The sequence below is a fragment of the Candidatus Nitrosocosmicus sp. FF01 genome, assembly GCF_047711275.1.
Classification (GTDB): Archaea; Thermoproteota; Nitrososphaeria; order Nitrososphaerales; family Nitrososphaeraceae; genus Nitrosocosmicus.
The window spans coordinates 462,936-481,599 of sequence record NZ_JBLNIG010000002.1 but is presented as its reverse complement, the minus strand read 5'-3'; the positions used below and the strand labels follow the sequence as shown (position 1 = coordinate 481,599).

General features: G+C 32.0%; 20 protein-coding genes and 1 tRNA gene. 12 read left to right on the top strand and 9 right to left on the bottom strand.

Translation table 11 applies throughout. The annotated features are described in order from the left end of the window. Nucleotides 1-66: 66 nt before the first annotated feature. A complete protein-coding gene (locus ACMT7R_RS07980) occupies nt 67-753 on the bottom strand; it encodes a ribosome assembly factor SBDS (protein WP_415311088.1) in 687 nt (228 codons plus the stop codon). 348 nt (nt 754-1,101) lie between these two features. On the opposite strand from ACMT7R_RS07980, the gene ACMT7R_RS07975 reads away from it, so the two are divergent. The 6 genes from ACMT7R_RS07975 to ACMT7R_RS07950 all read left to right on the top strand — a co-directional run bounded on the left by ACMT7R_RS07975 (nt 1,102) and on the right by ACMT7R_RS07950 (nt 4,382). Further along, nucleotides 1,102-1,761, top strand: coding sequence for a DNA-directed RNA polymerase subunit D (locus ACMT7R_RS07975; protein WP_415311087.1), 660 nt, complete (start codon nt 1,102-1,104; stop codon nt 1,759-1,761). A 47-nt stretch (nt 1,762-1,808) separates the two neighbouring features. Continuing rightward, nucleotides 1,809-2,159 (top strand): 50S ribosomal protein L18e, encoded by a 351-nt coding sequence (locus tag ACMT7R_RS07970; RefSeq protein ID WP_415311086.1) that lies wholly within the window; start codon nt 1,809-1,811, stop codon nt 2,157-2,159. Then, nucleotides 2,152-2,727, top strand: a complete 576-nt coding sequence (locus ACMT7R_RS07965) for a 50S ribosomal protein L13 (protein WP_415311085.1) — start codon at nt 2,152-2,154, stop codon at nt 2,725-2,727. Before ACMT7R_RS07970 ends, ACMT7R_RS07965 begins: the two co-directional genes overlap by 8 nt. A gap of 1 nt (nt 2,728) precedes the next feature. Further along, entirely contained in the window at nt 2,729-3,172 is a 444-nt protein-coding gene (gene rpsI, locus ACMT7R_RS07960) for a 30S ribosomal protein S9 (protein ID WP_415311084.1), read from the top strand. 61 nt (nt 3,173-3,233) lie between these two features. Then, on the top strand, nt 3,234-3,569 hold the full coding sequence (locus ACMT7R_RS07955; protein ID WP_415311083.1) for a hypothetical protein: 336 nt from the start codon (nt 3,234-3,236) through the stop codon (nt 3,567-3,569). Between the two features lie 27 nt (nt 3,570-3,596). Beyond that, nucleotides 3,597-4,382: a pyridoxamine 5'-phosphate oxidase family protein gene (locus tag ACMT7R_RS07950; RefSeq protein ID WP_415311082.1), complete on the top strand. Its 786-nt coding sequence runs from the start codon at nt 3,597-3,599 to the stop codon at nt 4,380-4,382. 87 nt (nt 4,383-4,469) lie between these two features. On the opposite strand, the gene ACMT7R_RS07945 is transcribed toward ACMT7R_RS07950, so the two are convergent. Further along, nucleotides 4,470-4,901 (bottom strand): hypothetical protein, encoded by a 432-nt coding sequence (locus tag ACMT7R_RS07945; protein ID WP_415311081.1) that lies wholly within the window; start codon nt 4,899-4,901, stop codon nt 4,470-4,472. Nucleotides 4,902-4,997: 96 nt separating this feature from the next. Between ACMT7R_RS07945 and ACMT7R_RS07940 the strand changes: the two genes are divergently transcribed. The 3 genes from ACMT7R_RS07940 (at nt 4,998) to ACMT7R_RS07930 (ending at nt 6,482) form a co-directional block, all read left to right on the top strand. After that, nucleotides 4,998-5,134: transfer RNA gene (locus ACMT7R_RS07940), tRNA-Ser, on the top strand. A 391-nt stretch (nt 5,135-5,525) separates the two neighbouring features. Further along, nucleotides 5,526-5,903: a hypothetical protein gene (locus ACMT7R_RS07935; RefSeq protein WP_415311080.1), complete on the top strand. Its 378-nt coding sequence runs from the start codon at nt 5,526-5,528 to the stop codon at nt 5,901-5,903. Between the two features lie 207 nt (nt 5,904-6,110). Beyond that, entirely contained in the window at nt 6,111-6,482 is a 372-nt protein-coding gene (locus ACMT7R_RS07930) for a hypothetical protein (protein ID WP_415311079.1), read from the top strand. Between the two features lie 175 nt (nt 6,483-6,657). On the opposite strand, the gene ACMT7R_RS07925 is transcribed toward ACMT7R_RS07930, so the two are convergent. Beyond that, nucleotides 6,658-7,635, bottom strand: coding sequence for a hypothetical protein (locus ACMT7R_RS07925; protein ID WP_415311078.1), 978 nt, complete (start codon nt 7,633-7,635; stop codon nt 6,658-6,660). A gap of 241 nt (nt 7,636-7,876) precedes the next feature. On the opposite strand from ACMT7R_RS07925, the gene ACMT7R_RS07920 reads away from it, so the two are divergent. From ACMT7R_RS07920 to ACMT7R_RS07910, 3 genes are read left to right on the top strand one after another with little or no spacing between them, the layout of a single operon-like run. Then, entirely contained in the window at nt 7,877-8,134 is a 258-nt protein-coding gene (locus ACMT7R_RS07920; protein WP_415311077.1) for a hypothetical protein, read from the top strand. Between the two features lies 1 nt (nt 8,135). Further along, nucleotides 8,136-8,453, top strand: coding sequence for a hypothetical protein (locus ACMT7R_RS07915; protein WP_415311076.1), 318 nt, complete (start codon nt 8,136-8,138; stop codon nt 8,451-8,453). Further along, a complete protein-coding gene (locus ACMT7R_RS07910) occupies nt 8,450-10,423 on the top strand; it encodes a hypothetical protein (RefSeq protein WP_415311075.1) in 1,974 nt (657 codons plus the stop codon). Before ACMT7R_RS07915 ends, ACMT7R_RS07910 begins: the two co-directional genes overlap by 4 nt. On the opposite strand, the gene ACMT7R_RS07905 is transcribed toward ACMT7R_RS07910, so the two are convergent. The 6 genes from ACMT7R_RS07905 to ACMT7R_RS07880 form a co-directional block, all read right to left on the bottom strand. Beyond that, nucleotides 10,396-11,004 (bottom strand): hypothetical protein, encoded by a 609-nt coding sequence (locus tag ACMT7R_RS07905; RefSeq protein WP_415311074.1) that lies wholly within the window; start codon nt 11,002-11,004, stop codon nt 10,396-10,398. The two genes, ACMT7R_RS07910 and ACMT7R_RS07905, sit on opposite strands and share 28 nt — an antisense overlap. A 249-nt stretch (nt 11,005-11,253) precedes the next feature. After that, nucleotides 11,254-13,692 carry a hypothetical protein gene (locus tag ACMT7R_RS07900; RefSeq protein WP_415311073.1) on the bottom strand — a complete coding sequence of 813 codons (2,439 nt, stop codon included), beginning with the start codon at nt 13,690-13,692 and terminating at the stop codon, nt 11,254-11,256. A 12-nt stretch (nt 13,693-13,704) separates the two neighbouring features. Next, the gene (locus tag ACMT7R_RS07895) at nt 13,705-14,634 is read right to left on the bottom strand and encodes a hypothetical protein (protein WP_415311072.1); all 930 of its coding nucleotides are present in this window, start codon (nt 14,632-14,634) and stop codon (nt 13,705-13,707) included. An 8-nt stretch (nt 14,635-14,642) separates the two neighbouring features. Next, nucleotides 14,643-15,080 carry a hypothetical protein gene (locus ACMT7R_RS07890; protein ID WP_415311071.1) on the bottom strand — a complete coding sequence of 146 codons (438 nt, stop codon included), beginning with the start codon at nt 15,078-15,080 and terminating at the stop codon, nt 14,643-14,645. Between the two features lie 240 nt (nt 15,081-15,320). After that, entirely contained in the window at nt 15,321-16,988 is a 1,668-nt protein-coding gene (locus ACMT7R_RS07885) for a PKD domain-containing protein (protein WP_415311070.1), read from the bottom strand. Nucleotides 16,989-17,287: 299 nt separating this feature from the next. Further along, nucleotides 17,288-18,040 carry a hypothetical protein gene (locus ACMT7R_RS07880; protein ID WP_415311069.1) on the bottom strand — a complete coding sequence of 251 codons (753 nt, stop codon included), beginning with the start codon at nt 18,038-18,040 and terminating at the stop codon, nt 17,288-17,290. Nucleotides 18,041-18,664: the final 624 nt, after the last annotated feature.

The following is an 18,664-nucleotide window of genomic DNA, read 5'->3' as shown; positions in this document are numbered from 1 at the left end:
AATGTTTTCATATTTCTATTTCTAATAATGTAGAAATTGTTCTATAATATATTCTGTAAGTAGTTATTATTCCTTAACTTGTGCAGTTCCTCTGGTCAATGAGCCAATACGTTCCAAAAAATTTCCCTTCATTCCAGCATTTATTTCTAATTCTACTTTCAGTGAACCGTCCGATAACCATTCTTCAGAGGTTAAAGCGCCAGAGCCTTTAACAAAGCTATAACTTGCTGATGAATATGAGTTAGGTATGAGAATAGACAGGCGTAACATTTCAGATTTTAGAGGCAAAATTTTTCTAAGAGCATCAACTATGGATTTTACTTGATCTTCTGCTTTCTTAAATGGATCAATAGTAACTCTTACATCCTCCAAAGCATTTTCTATTCGTTGAATAGGGTGCGGTAATTTGGTTTTTGGATCTACAAAGTTTTTATTAATATACTGGATAATCTGTCTTCGCTTATCATCTACCATTTTACGTCTCTGATCAGTCGTAAGATTTAGCTCTCCTTTAAGTAGGATCTGTTTTAGTATTTCATTGGGGTCTTTGGTTTTAAAGTGTTTATTTAATTTATCAATACCAACTCTAGATCCTTTGTTTGCATCTAAGTATATTTCATCAGAAACTAAAACGGAAGATAGATCAGTTCTTTTTCCCATTTTATATTCTAATGCAGGATCCGGTTTAACCAAAATTTCAAATCGGTCACTTCCAATAATCAATTTTACAATCGTAACCTTGGAATCAGCCATATAGATAAAAAATAACCGTCATATATTAATATGATAAATCGGGTGATTTATCATTAGCAAAACTTGAGTCGATAACGGCAAAGACTTTAGCAACTTTGTTGTACATCCATTGTTTCGCTAGGTTTTGGTTTATTATGTATTATAGTAATCATCATATTTGACTTTTCTATCTCAGGTTATCATTACATTCTCTCTGTGTGAGTGTATGTGCAAGTGACAAACAAAACAAGCAAATGGTAAGATATTCGTAGTCAGATCGATAATCGCTAGATCTTTAGACCTGCAAACACGTGTAATCGTTATTAATTCATTACATTTTTAATATGCGTAGGATTAAAGTTATCTGATTTGATCTCCATAGATTTAAAGGTTATTGAAAAGCAAGATGAGAGAATAACCATTAAATTTAATAATGTACCGCGTCAGTATGTAAATGCTATAAGACGATTATCAATTAGTGAAGTACCCACATTTGCTATCGATGATGTCGTAATTTTGGAAAACTCATCAGTAATGCACGATGAGGCTGTTGCTCACAGGCTTGGTCTAATTCCACTTAGGACCGACCTGAAAAAATTCTCTTTACCTGACGAATGCAGTTGTAAAAGTACTCTTGGATGTGTACATTGTAGAGTTCTCTTGCAACTTGATGCGGAAGCTAATGAGAAAACCAAAACAATCACTACATCGGAGCTAATTTCAGAAGACGAATTTGTAAAGCCTGTTAATCAGGACATTCCAATTATAGTACTAGCACCAGGTCAAAAAATAAAGTTTGAAGCTTATGCAAGGTTAGGATTTGGTAGGGACCATGCAAAATGGCAACCGGCCACAATATCAGTTGTAAAGTACGATGGTGAAAACGAAAATGAGATCTTTTTAACTATAGAATCTAATGGTGCATTGACTGCAGAAGAGATAGTTATAGCAGCAGTAGAGAAGCTTAATAATAGCATAAAGGAATTCGGTGAGACCATCAAGTCTATTCAAGTACCTTCCAACCTCTAGGTAAATTTATTTGGTACTTTACACACTTTTAATTGGAATAGCAAGTAATGTTAAACGATACTTTAATAGATAATACAATATGGATTCTACGTAAAGCTTTTAAGAAAAATAAAGCTCAGATTTGGAAAGCATTAGAGAAAGAATTCTCAAAGTCCCGATCACAAAGAAGATTAATTAATATTCAAAGATTAGATAAAATCACCAATAATGGAGATATAATAGTAGTTCCAGGCAAAGTTTTAGGCAGTGGAACTCTAGGGCACAAGTTAACAGTATCTGCATATTCATTCTCAGATACTGCTGTAAATAAATTAAATACGGCAGGAGCCGAAATTATTTCATTGCAATCTCTGATAAATAAATATCCTGATGGAAAAGGTGTAAGAATAATTGGTTAAGGAATCACAGGCAAATAATAAAAAACAAAGTGTTACTTCATCACCAAAAAAACAAAGAAAAACGTCACCACAACAACAACAGCAACAAAAAGAACAACAACCTACAGGACAACAAGGACAACAACAAAATAAGCTTGTTGTAGTAGATGCAGCTAATTGTATTTCCGGAAGATTGTGTTCAAAAGTATCAAAATTATTACTCCAAGGTAATAGGGTATCAGTAGTTAACGCCGAAAAAGTGATGGTATCTGGAAATAAATATGAAATTATTGAAAGTTATAAGAAGAGATTAGAAGTAGGATCAGTTATTAATCCTATTCATGGTCCATTTCATCCTCGAAGACCTGATACCATAATTACAAAAATGATAAGGGGAATGGTTCCTAAAAGGAAACCAAGTGGTATCCATGCTTTTAAAAAATTAAGGGTATATATAGGTGTGCCAGATGAGTTAAAAAATTCAGCAATGCAAACATTTGATGATGCAAAAATTACCAGACCTGAATCATTTTATACATCTATGAGTGATGTAGCAAAACAGATTGGCTGGAAAGGAGTAGTTCAATAATATGAATAAGATAGATCTTTATCCAGGACAAAGAAAAACATGTAGAGCAGTGGCCACGATTGTTAAAGGAAACGGAAAAATTAGAATTAATAACATCCCAGCAGAAGTCATCCAGCCAGAAGTAGCAAAAGAACTCATATTAACTCCTACAAACATAATTGGCGAACTTAGGGATAGAGTGGATGTAAATGTTCATGTCAATGGTGGTGGCTTTATGGGTCAAGCATTTGCAAGTGCAGTAGCAATTTCACGAGCATTAACCGGAGAAACAAAGGGTGCAAAAGATCCAAGAGATCATCCTTTTACTAAAAATGTCAGAGAAGAAATAAAGAAAAAAATTACAGAATTTGATAGGCACCTGCTAGTAGGTGATCCAAGACAAACAGAATCAAAGAAATATGGTGGTCCAGGGGCAAGAAGAAGAAAGCAGAAATCGTATCGTTAACATTTTTTCATTTGCTATTTTTTTTGATATATTAATTAGTACAAAATCTAATATATACAATATGTCTCATAATGGCATAGACTTAGATCAGTATATTCTTTTAATCATTTATCCAAGTATAGCATTTTTTGCAATAGGCTTTATTACAAAAAAAATTGATTTAAGAAAGACAGTAACCTATGCTTTACAAGCAATTATCTGTTTTGGCTTTTCTATTGGTTACTATTTATTCATACCCTATGGAGGAGCACTTGGATTATCATTAATACTAGGACTATTTGGGATCTTGTTGGTTATACTAGCACGGAAAGAAAAAGTTTCTCCAGTTACAACCGATACGATGGAAGAAACAGAAGGAGAGGAAATGAGAAGAGAAGAAGGAGATAAACCATCTTAAGAACTTACCAAGATAAGAGAAGAAAAAATGCAATTAACTTCTAGATTTAGAATAAAAAATATTAACAATATTATTGGTTTTCTAAGTGAGTGCCATGTAGGAAGACTTGCAACAATTGACAAAAACGGATATCCTCAAGTCATTCCTATGAATTTTGTTCATTTGACTACTATTAATCAGGATGGTAATTACATCGACACATTAAATGGAAATAAGAGATACCAACAAAAGGAAGCTAAAGCTAAAGCTAATAATATAGTCAATAGTGAATTCAATCCAGATGCTACAGAAAACACATACCAACAAACTTACAGCCATATAATCTACATGCACTCTCACCACAAAGGAGAGAAGATTGAAAACTTGTTGCGCAATAGTAAAGTAGGATTTGAGGTCGACAAAGAAATTTGCTTTTTACCATCGTATTATTTTCATCCCACCGACGCATCCTTTGCTGATACACTGTATACTAGTATAGTAATAAAGGGAAAAGCTTCGATAGTTTCCGATAATAAAGAGAAAGCACTAGCAATGAACAAAATGATGCAAAAGTATCAATCCGAAGGCCACTATGCCGAGTTAACTCAAGAGTCAAAATCCATAATCTATCTTACAGTTATAAAAATTAATGTTGAAACAATTGAGGGCAAGTATAAAATAGGACAGGAATGGACAAGCTCGTTTAAAAAAGACATTGCAAAAAAGATTATAGACAGAGAAGGGATGATTAAGGCAAGAGAAATCCTAAAGGATATGAAAATTAATATTTTAGAAAAAGGAGAACCAGAACTACCGTTCTCAATTAGTATGTAGATAGAATAAAAAAATTTAATCTATTAATACAGTCAAACGGAAAATAAAGATGCTGCTGTTAATGATACTGCTACTTCAGTCAAAATATCAATCTTTTAGTCCGCATATTTCGAAAGTAAAAGCAACATATCCAATTATAGTGCTTTCTTTACGGATGGGGAAAAAATTATCAGTATATTTAGGCATTAGCTGTTGTTTCAAGGACATGGCTTCTTCCTTTGAAACATCCAGCCTCAACATATCTTTTCCAAATAACAAATCCCATAAATCAAGATCAGGTGCTTCTTTTAGAGCAATAAAAGCTAATATTCTATTTGTATTTGATTTATCCACAACCAGGAAATAACTTAATTCGTCCTCTTTTGAGAAAGGATCTGGAGCTGTAAATGCATCTATCCTAAAATAACTCGCAAGTCTTTTTCTCAATTGTTGTGAAGTAAATGACATTATTGCTAAATCGGTAAGTGATAATTCTTTTATTGTATCTAGTGTAGGATTTTGAGTCTTTAGTGAAATCATAGCATAACTAATAAAATAGGGTATTAAATATTTGTGGCAGATAACATTAACACAAGTTTAAAATTTAGCGCATATAAAATAAGTTCAAGGAAATAAGCCGGGGTACCCAAGCTAGGTAAGCAGTAAGAAAATCCAGCCCTAAAAGGGGTCAGCCTCGAGATCTAATAAAGAGGAAAAAAGGATAGATAGCTGATGTCCTTCCGGACTCGTGGGTTCGAGTCCCACCTCCGGCGCCTTAATCGCGTGTGTCATCCGAATGATCTTAATAATCTAAAAAAAGACACAAAATTAATGATAATTTGCAAAACTCTTCGCAGTCACATGACAGTTTCAATCGATAAAAAGAAAGAAACGATAAACCAAGTTAATTAACTCAATTTGCAAGTATCAAAGAACATTTGTAAAAAATTCTCTTGGTAATTTATTAGAAAAATCTCCCAAAAATACAGAGATTATTTGCAAATATATCATTACAGAGCAAAATGAAATAAACATAAGAGAATTGACGAAGGAAGGTAAGATTAAGACTTTAATAGATATTAGCAAAATTTTTAGACTTTAAAGATTTTGAAGAGATGACTAAGGAAGACATTTTTTCATATCTTAACCGATTTAGAAAATCAGATGAATGATGATCCTTTTCATAGATGGATTGGAACCTGGAATAATAGACACATAGTATTACTCAAATTCTTTAAATGGCTACATGATCAAGACAACCCAGATATCAAAAACAGAAAACATCCGGATTGTATGCTAGGTATTAAGAGACTTAGAAGAAAAGAAGTTTCCAGATACAGGCCTTCTGACCTTTGGACATCAAGAGAATGCGAAGTCTTTCTAAAGTATTGCCCATCAAAAAGAGATAGAGCATATCTTTCTATGGCCATAGATACTTCATGTCGTCCATCGGAATTATTGAATTTGAAGTTAGAGGACATTGAAGTTAAATTGACCTCTGACAGATCTAAAGCAATATGCAGAGATTACTATCAACGGTAAAACTGGCCAAAGAACAGTTCCATTAATTTATTCATTACCACATGTTAAAGAATGGATTCTAGCCCACCCATCATCAAACAACCCTAAAGAATGGCTATATGTATCAGAAGGAAAAACTATCCTATGGAAAGAAAATTACAAGAGATGGACTTTTAAAGCATTTTCAGGAATTCTATAGAGATAAATTTTATCCAAATTTACTCATAAATGAGAATGTTCCTGATAGCAGATAAAGCGTATATCAAGAGCATATTGACCAAACCCATAAATCTGTACATATTCAGGCATATCGCGTTAACAGAAAAATCCAAAATTCTTAATGAACATATGTTAAGGAATCACGCAGGATGGAGCAACACAAGCAAAATGCCACAAGTATACATACATCACCTCGGAGGAGCATCTTCAAAACAACTGCTACAATCATTTGGAATTATAGAGAAAGAAGACATAGACATAAAGGAGAATAAGATTATAATTTGTCCGAATTGTAATGAACCAAATAATAAATCAGAAGCAAACAAATTCTGTTTCAAATGCAAGATGGTTCTTATCAATTACTGGTTATTCAGGAGGTAAGAAACGAAGATAAGCAAAAAATCAGATATAGTTAGAGAATGATATGGAATTACTTAAAGAAGGAATGAATAAAATGTTTATGTTGATTCAACAAAACCCATTGTTGGCATATATAAAACCTGAGACGTTGCAGATTAAAAAGACCAAATAACTGTATCAAATCTTAATCCGTTGTTCACTTGTGCTTGTATTGTTCTCTCTTTGTAGATTTGATTAATTCTTTTAATTCATTATCTAAATACTCTGGTCTTTGCAAATAATCAAGTAAAATATATGTAAAGGGCAAAATTGTTTTAAATCCCTGCTCTAAATTCTGATAAGCATTTTCATTTATTTCATAATTGGAAATAGATTCTTGCTTTTCGTCTTTCTTTTCAGATTGAATAGAAGTGATATCGCGATCCTTCGTACTGGTAATATCTTTGATCTTCTTGTCCGAGCCCACTCTTGATTTGATTCTAGATTGGTAGATCTTTAGGTTTTTTCTAATCACATCTTGTTTCATGAAATAAAATAGGAATTTATCCGATAGTATGGAATTTGTTAACCATGAAAGCGATTCGGCATTTTTTTCTTCTCTATTTTTTTCTCCTGATTGAGGTTTAATGGTTTTAAGCATGACGAATGTTACATACAATCCGATCTTCAATGAAAAATCAACTAGGAATCTAGTTTCTCTTGTAAGATTATCTTTATAGTTTAGTGCTCGATCGAAGAGAATTTTCTCCTCTTCCATGAAAGAAGAAACTAATTTGGTAGGTTCAGAATCATTAGGGAATAATGGATTTGATAAATTGTCTTCAAACAATTCGTGAAGAGCAAAATGGGGAAATAATCTATTACGACTGTCAAGGTTTTCATCTACCATATGACTAAGAAGTTTGTATATTCCTTCGTTACTTGTTTCTATTAGTGGATCATCATAGTTATATTTGTCCTTTAATCCATCATACAAGATTTCCTTAATTATTCGAAATGTGGTAGACGCAGGAATACCTTGTTTCTCACCAATTCTTTTTACTAATAACGAAACATCCAGTTTAGAAAAATTATCAGATTCTAATTCCTTGGTGATCTCTTTAATAATCTTATTTTTTCTCTTCGTGGCAATAATGGTCTTGCCGTGAATATTCTCAAAACCTTCCGTCTTCATTTGATCCTTATATCCTTTTCTGTTCTGAGACATTCGTGTATATCTCACAATAGAATTCTTTCTAATTAAGTAAATCCATTAAATTAATTAAATGAACCATAATAATTTAACAAAATCGAAAATTAAACATGTTATTGTTACATACGAAACATACGAGCGGCTTTGTCAAAACGGAAGACTTGGTGACACATTTAATGATGTAATTGCAAGACTCCTGGATGATAATTCAAAGGTCTAAAAAATGACGACTGATTCAAATTCATCAAGCGGATTGTTTGAAGATCGGGGCCTACGAAACCAACGATCTGATCAAACAAGAGGTAGAAAGAATTCTACAAGGTTATCAAAAGAACAACGATTAAATAAAAATATCTGTTGCGAAGCCATTTTTTGCGATTTTGAAGCAACTGAGAAAATTTCATTATCTGCAGGAAAGTTTGGAACTCTAGAATTCTTTGTTTGTAAAAAATGTATAGACAAATTTAATGGAAGTGCGTAATATGACAGTTAAAGGCAAGATACAAAGAATATCCATAAAAAAAGATGAAGAAATCATCCAAGACCTTATCCAATATCTTTTAAATAATTGTGTTATCTATGACAGTAAAAGAGGTATCTCTTGCAACCTCATAGAGCGTTCAATGGATGGAACTAATGTCATAACTATCAAGAAGGAACTTTTTAAAGATACAAAACAAATCCAGGAGTGGATTCGTTCAACTGAGCAGTATACAGTAATGATTTGTTTTCGTAAAGCATTGGAAGAAGTTTACGGCTTGGAATTTGCTAACAAGGTCAAGATAGTGACAATAACATGATTTCAAATAGTTTTTCTGAGAAAAAAAATACAAACCATGAGAATAGTGAAGAAAGTGACAACAAAACTAGATCGACTAATTCAATTGAACATACGATATACAAATATAGTAACAATAATGGAGGCAACTTGCTCGAAGCAGTTCTTGTAAACAATACAGGATTCTTTCTTGAAATAAAAGATAAAGAAATTCTATTACATGAACGGTTGATACAAAACGAAAAAACAATATTGATGCCACCTAAAGACAAAATATCTTATCTAAGTAAGGAATATTCTTTCTCTTCCATAGAAGAAATAAGGGATTATGTTAGAAGAGCGATGAAAGAAAATCCTTCTTCTTTGTTTAGAAGGTTAAGAAAAATATGGAGAAAATTTTTTGACATAGACGAAGAATCTTTGACACTGTGTGCTGCTGATACCCTATTTACATATTTTCAAGATAAACTTGGGATGACTCATTATCTCTTATTCGTCGGAGATAATAGCACAGGAAAAAGTAACGCACTAAGAATTTTTTATCATTTAGGATATCGTCCTATATTAGATACAGACATCACACCAGCAAATATCTATAATTTTCTTGATAGAGTAGAGGAAGGGCAGGGAATAATTTTGGAAGATGAGATAGACAACATTGAAGAACAACCAGAGAAAATGAAAATATACAAAGGAGGATATGTTTCTGGAACTAGAGTTACAAGATTATATGAATCTGCTGAAGGTTCAAAAACTAAGAGAAAACAGCAGAGATTCTTTACTTTTTGTTTTAAAGCCTTCAGTTCCGAAAAAAATCCTTCCTTCTTCAAGGCAAAGGGATTTAATGAAAGATTATTAGTGATTAACTGTTCATCAGGTAATCCTCAGTATGATATCTCTGAGATAGAAAATAATGCAGGAGATCCTGTATTTAGGAAATTAGAAAGAGAGATTGAAGATACAAGGAAACTCCTGTTTATATATAGATTATGTAGTTATGATACTTCAATCCCAGATATTCATCTTTCGATAAAAAACAGAGATAAACAACTATGCAAGCCTCTCTTAAGGTTATTTCAAAATAATGATGTTACTGATAAAATAATAAAATCATTGTCCAAATTCATAATTGAAAAGAAAAATAAGAAACTTAATTCGTTAGACTCATTACTTTATGCTATATTATTAGATTCGGCACAAAGAAATGATAAGTATGGAAAAATTTTTACGATCTCTAATGACACCTTGTGGAGTGTGATTCAAACTTTACCAGGAAGTATTGTTGCTAGCAAACCAAACTCATATCAAACAGACGAATTCGGTATGGTTTCAAAAATACAACTAACAAAGATCTGTGAAGACAAATTTGGTGCTGAAAGAGGCCACGATGGAAAGCAACGATGTTTGAAATTTAAGAAAAATGTTATTGAAAGATTGAAAGATAATTATTCTAAAATAGACAAAATAGAAATTACATATAAGACTGCTGTCAAAGGTGATGGAGACGCTAACGCTTTTAACGCTTTTAACACATTTTGGAATTCACTTAGTGAAAACAAATTTAAAGACAGAAATTTAGAATCAACTAAATTGAACAATAACCCGCTTCTTAAGACGATTAACAATGACGTTCGTCCAAAAGTTAGCGAAAAAATAGATATGTCAACTAAGGAATCAGATATAAAAGAGTCTACTGATTCTGAAAAAACGTTACAATCGTTAAAAGCGTTAGCGAGGGATGACATTAAAAGAACTAAAGATGAGAGAAAGGAATCGGATTTTATGATATATCTTAATAGTCAAAAAGAAGAACTAAAATATGAGGCAAATGAGAATAACAAAAACTCAACATCTAATGCAAACATTGGATTCAAATACCCGTTTTATTATTGTAAACAACATCCTAGTGTAGAGAACATACATTCAGAAGAAATTAAGCGACATTTAGAATTGTCTAAGGATCATCAAAGTCGTCCCTCAAATCCTGATTGAGTCCTACTTAATAAAATATTTTGGATTTCTTCATCTTTTGTAATAGAATTTATGGGGATTCTCATTGTAGAGTTGTTTTTAGTAACACAAGAATCTACAGATTGAGGGTCCTGTTTATCAATTAATTTTTCCTTCAATTCCATCATATCTTTGTCTAGTCGTATCAATTCATCCCTTGCATCTTTGTGATATAATTCCAAATAAGGGAAATCTTGTTGCATTCTCAATTGACACTGGTCCAGTTCTATTATTTTTTCAAGAATCTTTAATTTAATAATATTGCTAGTTTTTTCACTATTATACATTTTGAAATATTCTTTGATATAAGTATCTATATTCTGATACTTCTCTAATACTTTAGATAAAAAAAAATTCTGGGTCATTTTCAATTGATTATACATATTCAAATTTCTAGTTTTGATATCCCTCTTAATCCTTGATAATGTAGGTTTACTAATGCACTTACTAGTAAACACTTTTTGAATTTCTGCCATTGTCTCATCATCTGTAAATCTAAATATCATGCACCTTGATACAATTGTTATTATCTGCTCCTTTTCAGATTTAGTGAATAGAGTCAACCTATCAATATTTGTGCTTAAAATGATAAAAGTTTTATCAATTTCAGTAGTTTACTTTTGATCATATCATGTGTTCACAAGTACAAGTAACCGTATTGTATAGCAGGATTTAATATATACTAATAGAATTCATAATTTTTACACTGGAAGCACCACTTTTAAACCAGACATTAATTTTAGCCATATAATATACATAAATGAATTATGAGTTATTTGGTTTTGATTCTATTAAGATATATCAAACCATGATTAATCCTCCACTTCAGTCATGAAGTCATCATTTTGAAATATGGTTTTTCCTAGAATAGTCAATTCTGTATCAGGAAACTTAATCAGTGCTTTTTTGTTCGGAAATATATAGCCAAAGAATTGTGTATCCTCCCTTAAAACTTGTGTTCTAAAATATATAACTGCAGAAACGTTCTTACTTTCGGGAATTATAGAAAATGCATCGTATTCCTTTTTTACACTATTTACAATAACCATTTTGTTATTATCCAATCGAACCTCTGTTACCGTCTTATATCCTTTCAGAGCAGAAATTAATTCATTTGGATCCGATTCAGGTGATCTCGAAACATCTATTGCTATGATGACAGGATCCTTTATTTTTGGTATTTGAGATGTCTTTTCAGTTTTCTTAATGAATACAGGTTCTACCTTATCATTAATTTGAACAACTGACGTTGTATATTTTAGCCTTTGATACATATCAATGCTTGTAACCTCAATTATGCAATTCGAATTTTTTCCTTGTAAATAAATATCCACAGGCTTTCCTTCTATTTTTTCTTCCGCTATAGGTTTGTATTTTCCTGATAACTTCTTAGCTAATTGAAGATGAACTAAACCGTCAAAAAAACTATGATTATCTTTAAGTTCATTCATAATGGTTTTGGTTCCTTTGTCCGTTACACTAGTGAAAAATGATAACGAATGTTCTAAGTTTTTGAGATTCGCAAAAGTACTTTCAGATCTAAAATCCTTTTTCTCTGCTGTTATATCATTATATCTGTTCAACCATCTCAGAAGTGGATGATATGAATTGCTCTTCAGTTGGGTTTCTATCCATTTATCTGTAAACATCTTTTTGATAATTGGAAATAGTTCTAAATTTTTTCTAACTGTTTCTCCTATGATTATATCTGGAGGATGTGTCAATTCATAAATTGCTTTTTCAAAAGCCAGTAGTTTATTTTGGATTCCAATTTTAGGAGTATTAGCGCTCAATTGATTTGGATTTATCCAGTTACAGGGTTTTATTACTTGTAGAAGTAACTGATTAATGTCTTCCAATAATTTAACAAGAGTTCGGATTAGTTCATATCTCCTTTTTGAATCAGAATCAAACCATCTGATTTCATTTACACTATTTTCAAATTCTTTAGTTCTCAGAGAATTTACTAGTTCAAATATTTTTGTTGTTTGTGGTATTAAATCATCATAAGTTGAGCACTCAAATTCCGGTAAAGTAATATAATTTATCTGATTGCCTGCCTTTCTAAATATTTGAGTAATCAAAGTTTTGTGAGTAATAAATTCTTGATTGAATTTGTCAGATATTTCATCTACAAGTAATTTTAAGGTTGGCAGGAAGATTATATTATAATAAAGATGAAGATGATATAAAAAATCTATTATTATCTTATTGAAACCAAACGCTTTTACGATAATTATAGAAAAGTATACTAATTCTATCCTTAGTTTATTTGACCATAACAATTTTCGCAGATGTTTACCGTTAGTTTGGAGATCATAGAATCCAAATTCTTTTAAAAATTCATCCATCTGGACAATATCCCACCAACCCTTTGCCACAAATTTGTCGACCAAATTTTCAACCATTTCCTGATATTTTTTTTCATACTTATCGACACTAAATCTTCTTAACTGTCTGATCATACGAATTAATAGATATGAATAATTTTTTGTTACTTTCAAGGATTTGGATACAATGATTATATTGTATAAATTGTGAAAAAAATAATAAGTAAGATTTTCATCCTTAACAAAGGGATACAGCAAATACATTGAATGACAGGTATTAAATTTGTGAAATAGTGATTTATTGAAGTAACTTTTGATTGGTTTTTTTAACTTAACCTTATGACTGTTATATGTTCTTAAGGAGATATCTAGTGCCTGATTTGATATCTCCTTATCTGCGGAACTTAATCCAGATAATAGAAATTTTAGTATTTTATTGTCTAATTTGCAAAATGGATCATTTATTATCAACATTCGTATTGCTATCATCAATCCAATAACATAGTATTTTCCTGTGTTGTCTACCAGGTTTGGACTAATTCTCTCGGATAATAAACTATTATTCCTGGCAGACAAAAACCCAAGTATGAATCCACGGAGGATTCCTAATTTATCATCATGTCGTTCTTCTACTACTTTGAGAAGACTAATTCCATTGATGTCGGTTAGAGGTGAATTTTCAATTAACAAAGAATTGTAGAGATAGAGATCGTTCTTAGTATACACCCCTAATTTTCTAATGCATGTAATAAGATCGTGGACATTTTTTTCAATTAAATTATTTAGATTATCATTTATTGGTTTAATGTATAAATCCCGATCGCTTAAGAATTTTTTTTTACTAACTCCATTTATTAGACTAATTATCTCGTTGTATGAAAGTGGAGAATTTGTAGAATGTTCTAAATTAGTATTTGCCATGACTTTGAATTTTTATCTAATAGAGTATCGATCCTGGAAATATAGAATAAGATTAAACTTCATAAAAGCGCTTACACAAGCATATAGTTCTCTAACCAAAGCCAGGAAATCTTCATAAGAAATTTCTTCCGTGCCCTCATTTGACTCAAATCTTATTGTCTTAGAATAGATAACTTTTGTTATGCCATCATGTTTGGATGCATTCCAGTATATGGTACTGAGCAGTGGTGTCGTAAATAAATTGTAATCATCATCTTCTTTTAGATCCGACCATACCTCGTAGAATTTTTTACGTTCTAATTTTTTAATATCCTGATATTTGTGATATTTAATCCCATATAGCAATTTTAGTTTATTTTCATATATTGCTACTAGACTCCGAAATATCTCAATAAATTCATCTATTATACTTTCATCAACGGATAATTTTTCTTTCCAGAACTTTTCCTTGAGGAAGATACTTGATAACCCTTGCGTAGTTGGTAAGAATTTTGTTGAAAGAAATTGTTTTACAAAACCAATGGTTTCGATCTTATACTTAATATTGTTGGCTACTACAAACAACCTTTTGTAATATCCATCATAAGAAGTATTGGCAATCCATCTTATTTGCTCAATACCTGAATAATAAAGATAATTTTCAAATTTTTCTTTTGTGGTAGTACCTGCATAATTTTTGATAATATGACCTCCTAGTAGCCCTTCAATTGCACGCTCTGTGCATTTATCATAATCTGGAATCTCATTGCTCAATTGATCTACTGAGATTGGTCTTTTGAATTTAGTTACCTTTTCCATTAATGGAAGCAGTTGTACCAATTTATTGCTTTTAACTTCAATATCACTTTTAGAATAGTATTCATAGCCAATCATCTCATTTATTTTCATATGGGATTTTTCAATTATTTTCTTTAATTCCATTTGAGGATTAGATTTTTTCATGTTTTATCTTATCCTAAACCAGGGACGCTCTTTCCCTGATATGTAATTACTATATTACCATTAGTAGTCTCTCTAATGAATCCCTTACCTAACAGTTCCTGATATACTCGGTTTTTTAACGTTAAATTTCCTGCGTCTACAGCACCAATACCACTTGGACTGCCAGTTTTTTTACACACATCTACATAAGTTTTCTCAAATTCAACATCCGTCGTTTCATCATTCTTTGTTAATTTTCGAAGTTCTTTTATGAATAAAGGCACGAGCAGCGCCACATAGGATGCCATATCATCCCCTTCATAAGTTGTCACCTTTCGTGTATGGAAAAATTGCAAAACGGCGTCATGTATTATTTTTGTAACAGTAGTATTGTTATCCGTTGCATAATGTTTTAGGTCCTTTAGCAAATTCGCGTCAATCCGGATAGTCAGTTTATCTATAGTCATTAAATCTACACTTATTATAGGCGTCACTGCCTAATAAGTATTGCCATATTTCTGTATAATAACATGGCTTGCCATATATATGCACATTTATTCTGTAGATATAGTGAAATTCTGATTCCTAGTCCTAAATCAGTTATAAAGAATTACCAAAAAACAAGTAAATCATGATACAACTGCACAAATCTACAAGAGCGATGATGACGACAAAGTAAGGGGTTAGGGTGCATTAAGTTTAAATTCTCAGGATACTACACTACTGTTCTGTTCAGTTGATTGGTCTTGTAGGATAGGTGAATCAGAATACATGTTATCATCTCCTGATTGCCCACCTACGTTATTGCCTGAATTCTCTTGAACTTGGATATTTATGTTGTTACCTGATCCGAATATTCCAGAAAATGGGGGAGGTTCGTTCTCGGGATTGACCGTTATAACTACGCTATCTGGCTCGCTGGCAATTCCTTGCTCATCCATAACGACTAATTCAAATACTAATTGTTCTTGGTTATTCGTATCAGGTGTGGTAAAGGACGGTGTAGCAGAAGATGAGTCATCCAACATCACGCCAGGCCCTCCTGTTTGAGTCCACTGATAGGTTAGTGTTTCATTTCTTGGGTCCGAACTACCACTTCCATCGAGTTGTACTGTATCCCCAGATTCTACTGTCTGGTCAGGTCCAGCATCAGCAGTTGGAGGAGATGCAGGAAATACTGAGATTGTGACCATGTTGGGGTCACTCTTAATGCCATTCTCATTTGTTACAACTAATTCAAAGGTATAATCTATTTGGGAACTATGCTGCGGTGCAGTAAATGTGGGATTAACTGATGTTGAATCGCTTAAAGTGACTTGTGGTCCTCCTGTTTGAGTCCACTGATAGGTTAGTGTTTCATTTCTTGGGTCCGAACTACCACTTCCATCGAGTTGTACTGTATCCCCAGATTCTACTGTCTGGTCAGGTCCAGCATCAGCAGTTGGAGGTGGTAGTTCTCCTATGACAGAAACAGTGTTGCCAAGCAAGTTCACCACATATATATGTGCATTATCAGGATTATATGCAATTCCTCGTGGGGTATCTCCAACATTTATTGTATCTATCACCTCATTGTCAGAACTTCTTATAACTGAAACAGTATTATCACGATCAACTGCTACATAGATGTTCTTATTATCAGGATTATATGCAATTCCTCGTGGGGTATCTCCAACATTTATTGTATCTATCACCTCATTGTCAGAACTTATAACAGAGATGGTGTTACTGCCAAAATTTGATATATACATATTCTTATTATCAGGATTATATGCAATTGCTGTTGGCGAATTCCTTAGAAATACCTTATCTATCACCTCATTGTCAGAACTTATAATATAGATGGCGTTATCAGCACTAGTTGCCACATACATATTCTTATTATCAGGATTATATGCAATTCCTCGTGGGAAACCCCCTACACTTTTCGTATCTATCACCTCATTGTCAGAACTTCTTATAACAGAGAATGCATTATATCGAGGATCGACAACTAGGACGTACATATTATTATTATCAGGATTGTAGGCAATTTCAAATGGATTATCGTTTAAAGATATTGTATCTATCACCTCATTGTCAGAACTTCTTATAACTGAAACGCTGTAACTACCGGTATTTGATACATAAATATTCTTATTATCAGGATTATATGCAATTCCTGTTGGATCATCTCCAACATTTATTGTATCTATCACCTCATTGTCAGAACTTCTTATAACTGAAACAGAATTGTCATCTATATTCGCCACATAGATGTTCTTATTATCAGGATTATATGCAATTGCATATGGCCTTTCTCCAACATTTATTGTATCTATCACATCCTCAACTGCAAACACGGTGTTAGTCAAGCCTATAAAAGGCAAGTTCAAAAAAAACAGCGAAAAAATAAAGAATGCAAAAGGAAGAAAATGGTTTGATTTTGATCTTTGTAATCCCATCATCTTATAAACTAATGGGACTAAAATTTGATTTAATAATCTGATGATTAACTTTACTTAAACTTATTTCTGTTTTATTTTCTCTGTCATTATTATAATAGTTCTCAGAAGGTTGTTTTGTATGGAGTGAATATACAACTCTATTCAATCTTGAACAGTATCCCCACGGCGGAGAACCGTTACTATATACAAAGTAGTGCTCATCTCTAAAATGAAAAGCATATTGTGTCTTATGCTATTTCTGTGATATCTTCAATAAACCGATATTTCTTAACAGTAGGATGTTCTATTACTTCAGTAAAAATACTAATGAATTCGCGGGTAAATCTCAAATATTCGGTCCAAAGATCACTGTTATTTTCTAATGTAATTTGTTTGCCATGATTAAATACATATGAATTATGTTTCCATGTGTAAGGTGGAGGAGACCTTTCGTTATCATTAATGAATACTCCATTATTATGAAGAGAATTTCTGAATTTTACAACTATTTCTAAAAAATTTTCTCTATCCTTATCCAATAAATTTAATTTCTTTAGGATCACTTCACACAAATTCTTAATATCTCGTTTTTTCCTCTCCCCATTTTCTTTAATGATATAATACTCATCTTTAAAACAATTTTCACAAATTATTCTAAATGAAGACTCGAATGTATGAAAAATGAAATTAAAATAAGAAAATATCAAATACTGATCGATATAGCCTTTTTCTATTTGACGAGACTCTTGTGGACTGGTTGAGAAAACCCGTTTATTTATCTTATATTTAGGCAGTTTTTTTGTCCACCAATCTTCTGTTAATAATGTAGATTCCGAAAATATCAATAAATGGATGCTAGAATTTATGGTATTTATCAAATGTTTATGGAAAGTTACTCTTACATCGTTTTGTTCACTTCCTGCACGTAAGAAATTTTGTTCTTTTGAAAAACAGACTTGAAATAATGCTTCCAAGTTTCTTATTATTTGTATTTTCTCCACTTTAAGTTAAATTTTGTTCATCTCTTAGTTAACTATATTGGAATATGGAAATAGATAGGTAATAAAGACAATCAAATGAGTGCCATTGAGTGTTTAATGGATTAGCAGCCTCTATATGACTTAATGAATCTATAACTTAATGATCTTTATTAATAGAAATATCGCATTAGAAACCCTTTTTCAAGGATCTTAATCCCTACGCTCCTAACCTAGAATAAAACTAGCATATCCAAGATTACTATGGATTGGATGAAATCCACATCCGAAAGATGGAGATTCGTCCCATTACCATAGGTCAAAATGGGTAATAATTGCATCTTAGAAAATAATCTATATGAATCTGTTTTTCATCAACATAGAGCAGATAAGTTCTAGTTGTGCTAATGGAGGATAGATTAAATAAATAAGTTTAGTATGATTGTTGATGAACACAAAATTATACGTAGGAATTTCCTGTTTGTCTGTTTTGACAGCAGTATTCATAGGTACTAGGAATATCGCTATATGAATCAAAAAGTGCTTTTACTCAAATACCTACTGAAAATTTTACTCAAACAACTAAATGGGCACCCTTTTTTAATACAACAGAATGGAAATCTTCCCTTGGTACTCAAAGAATCTTTG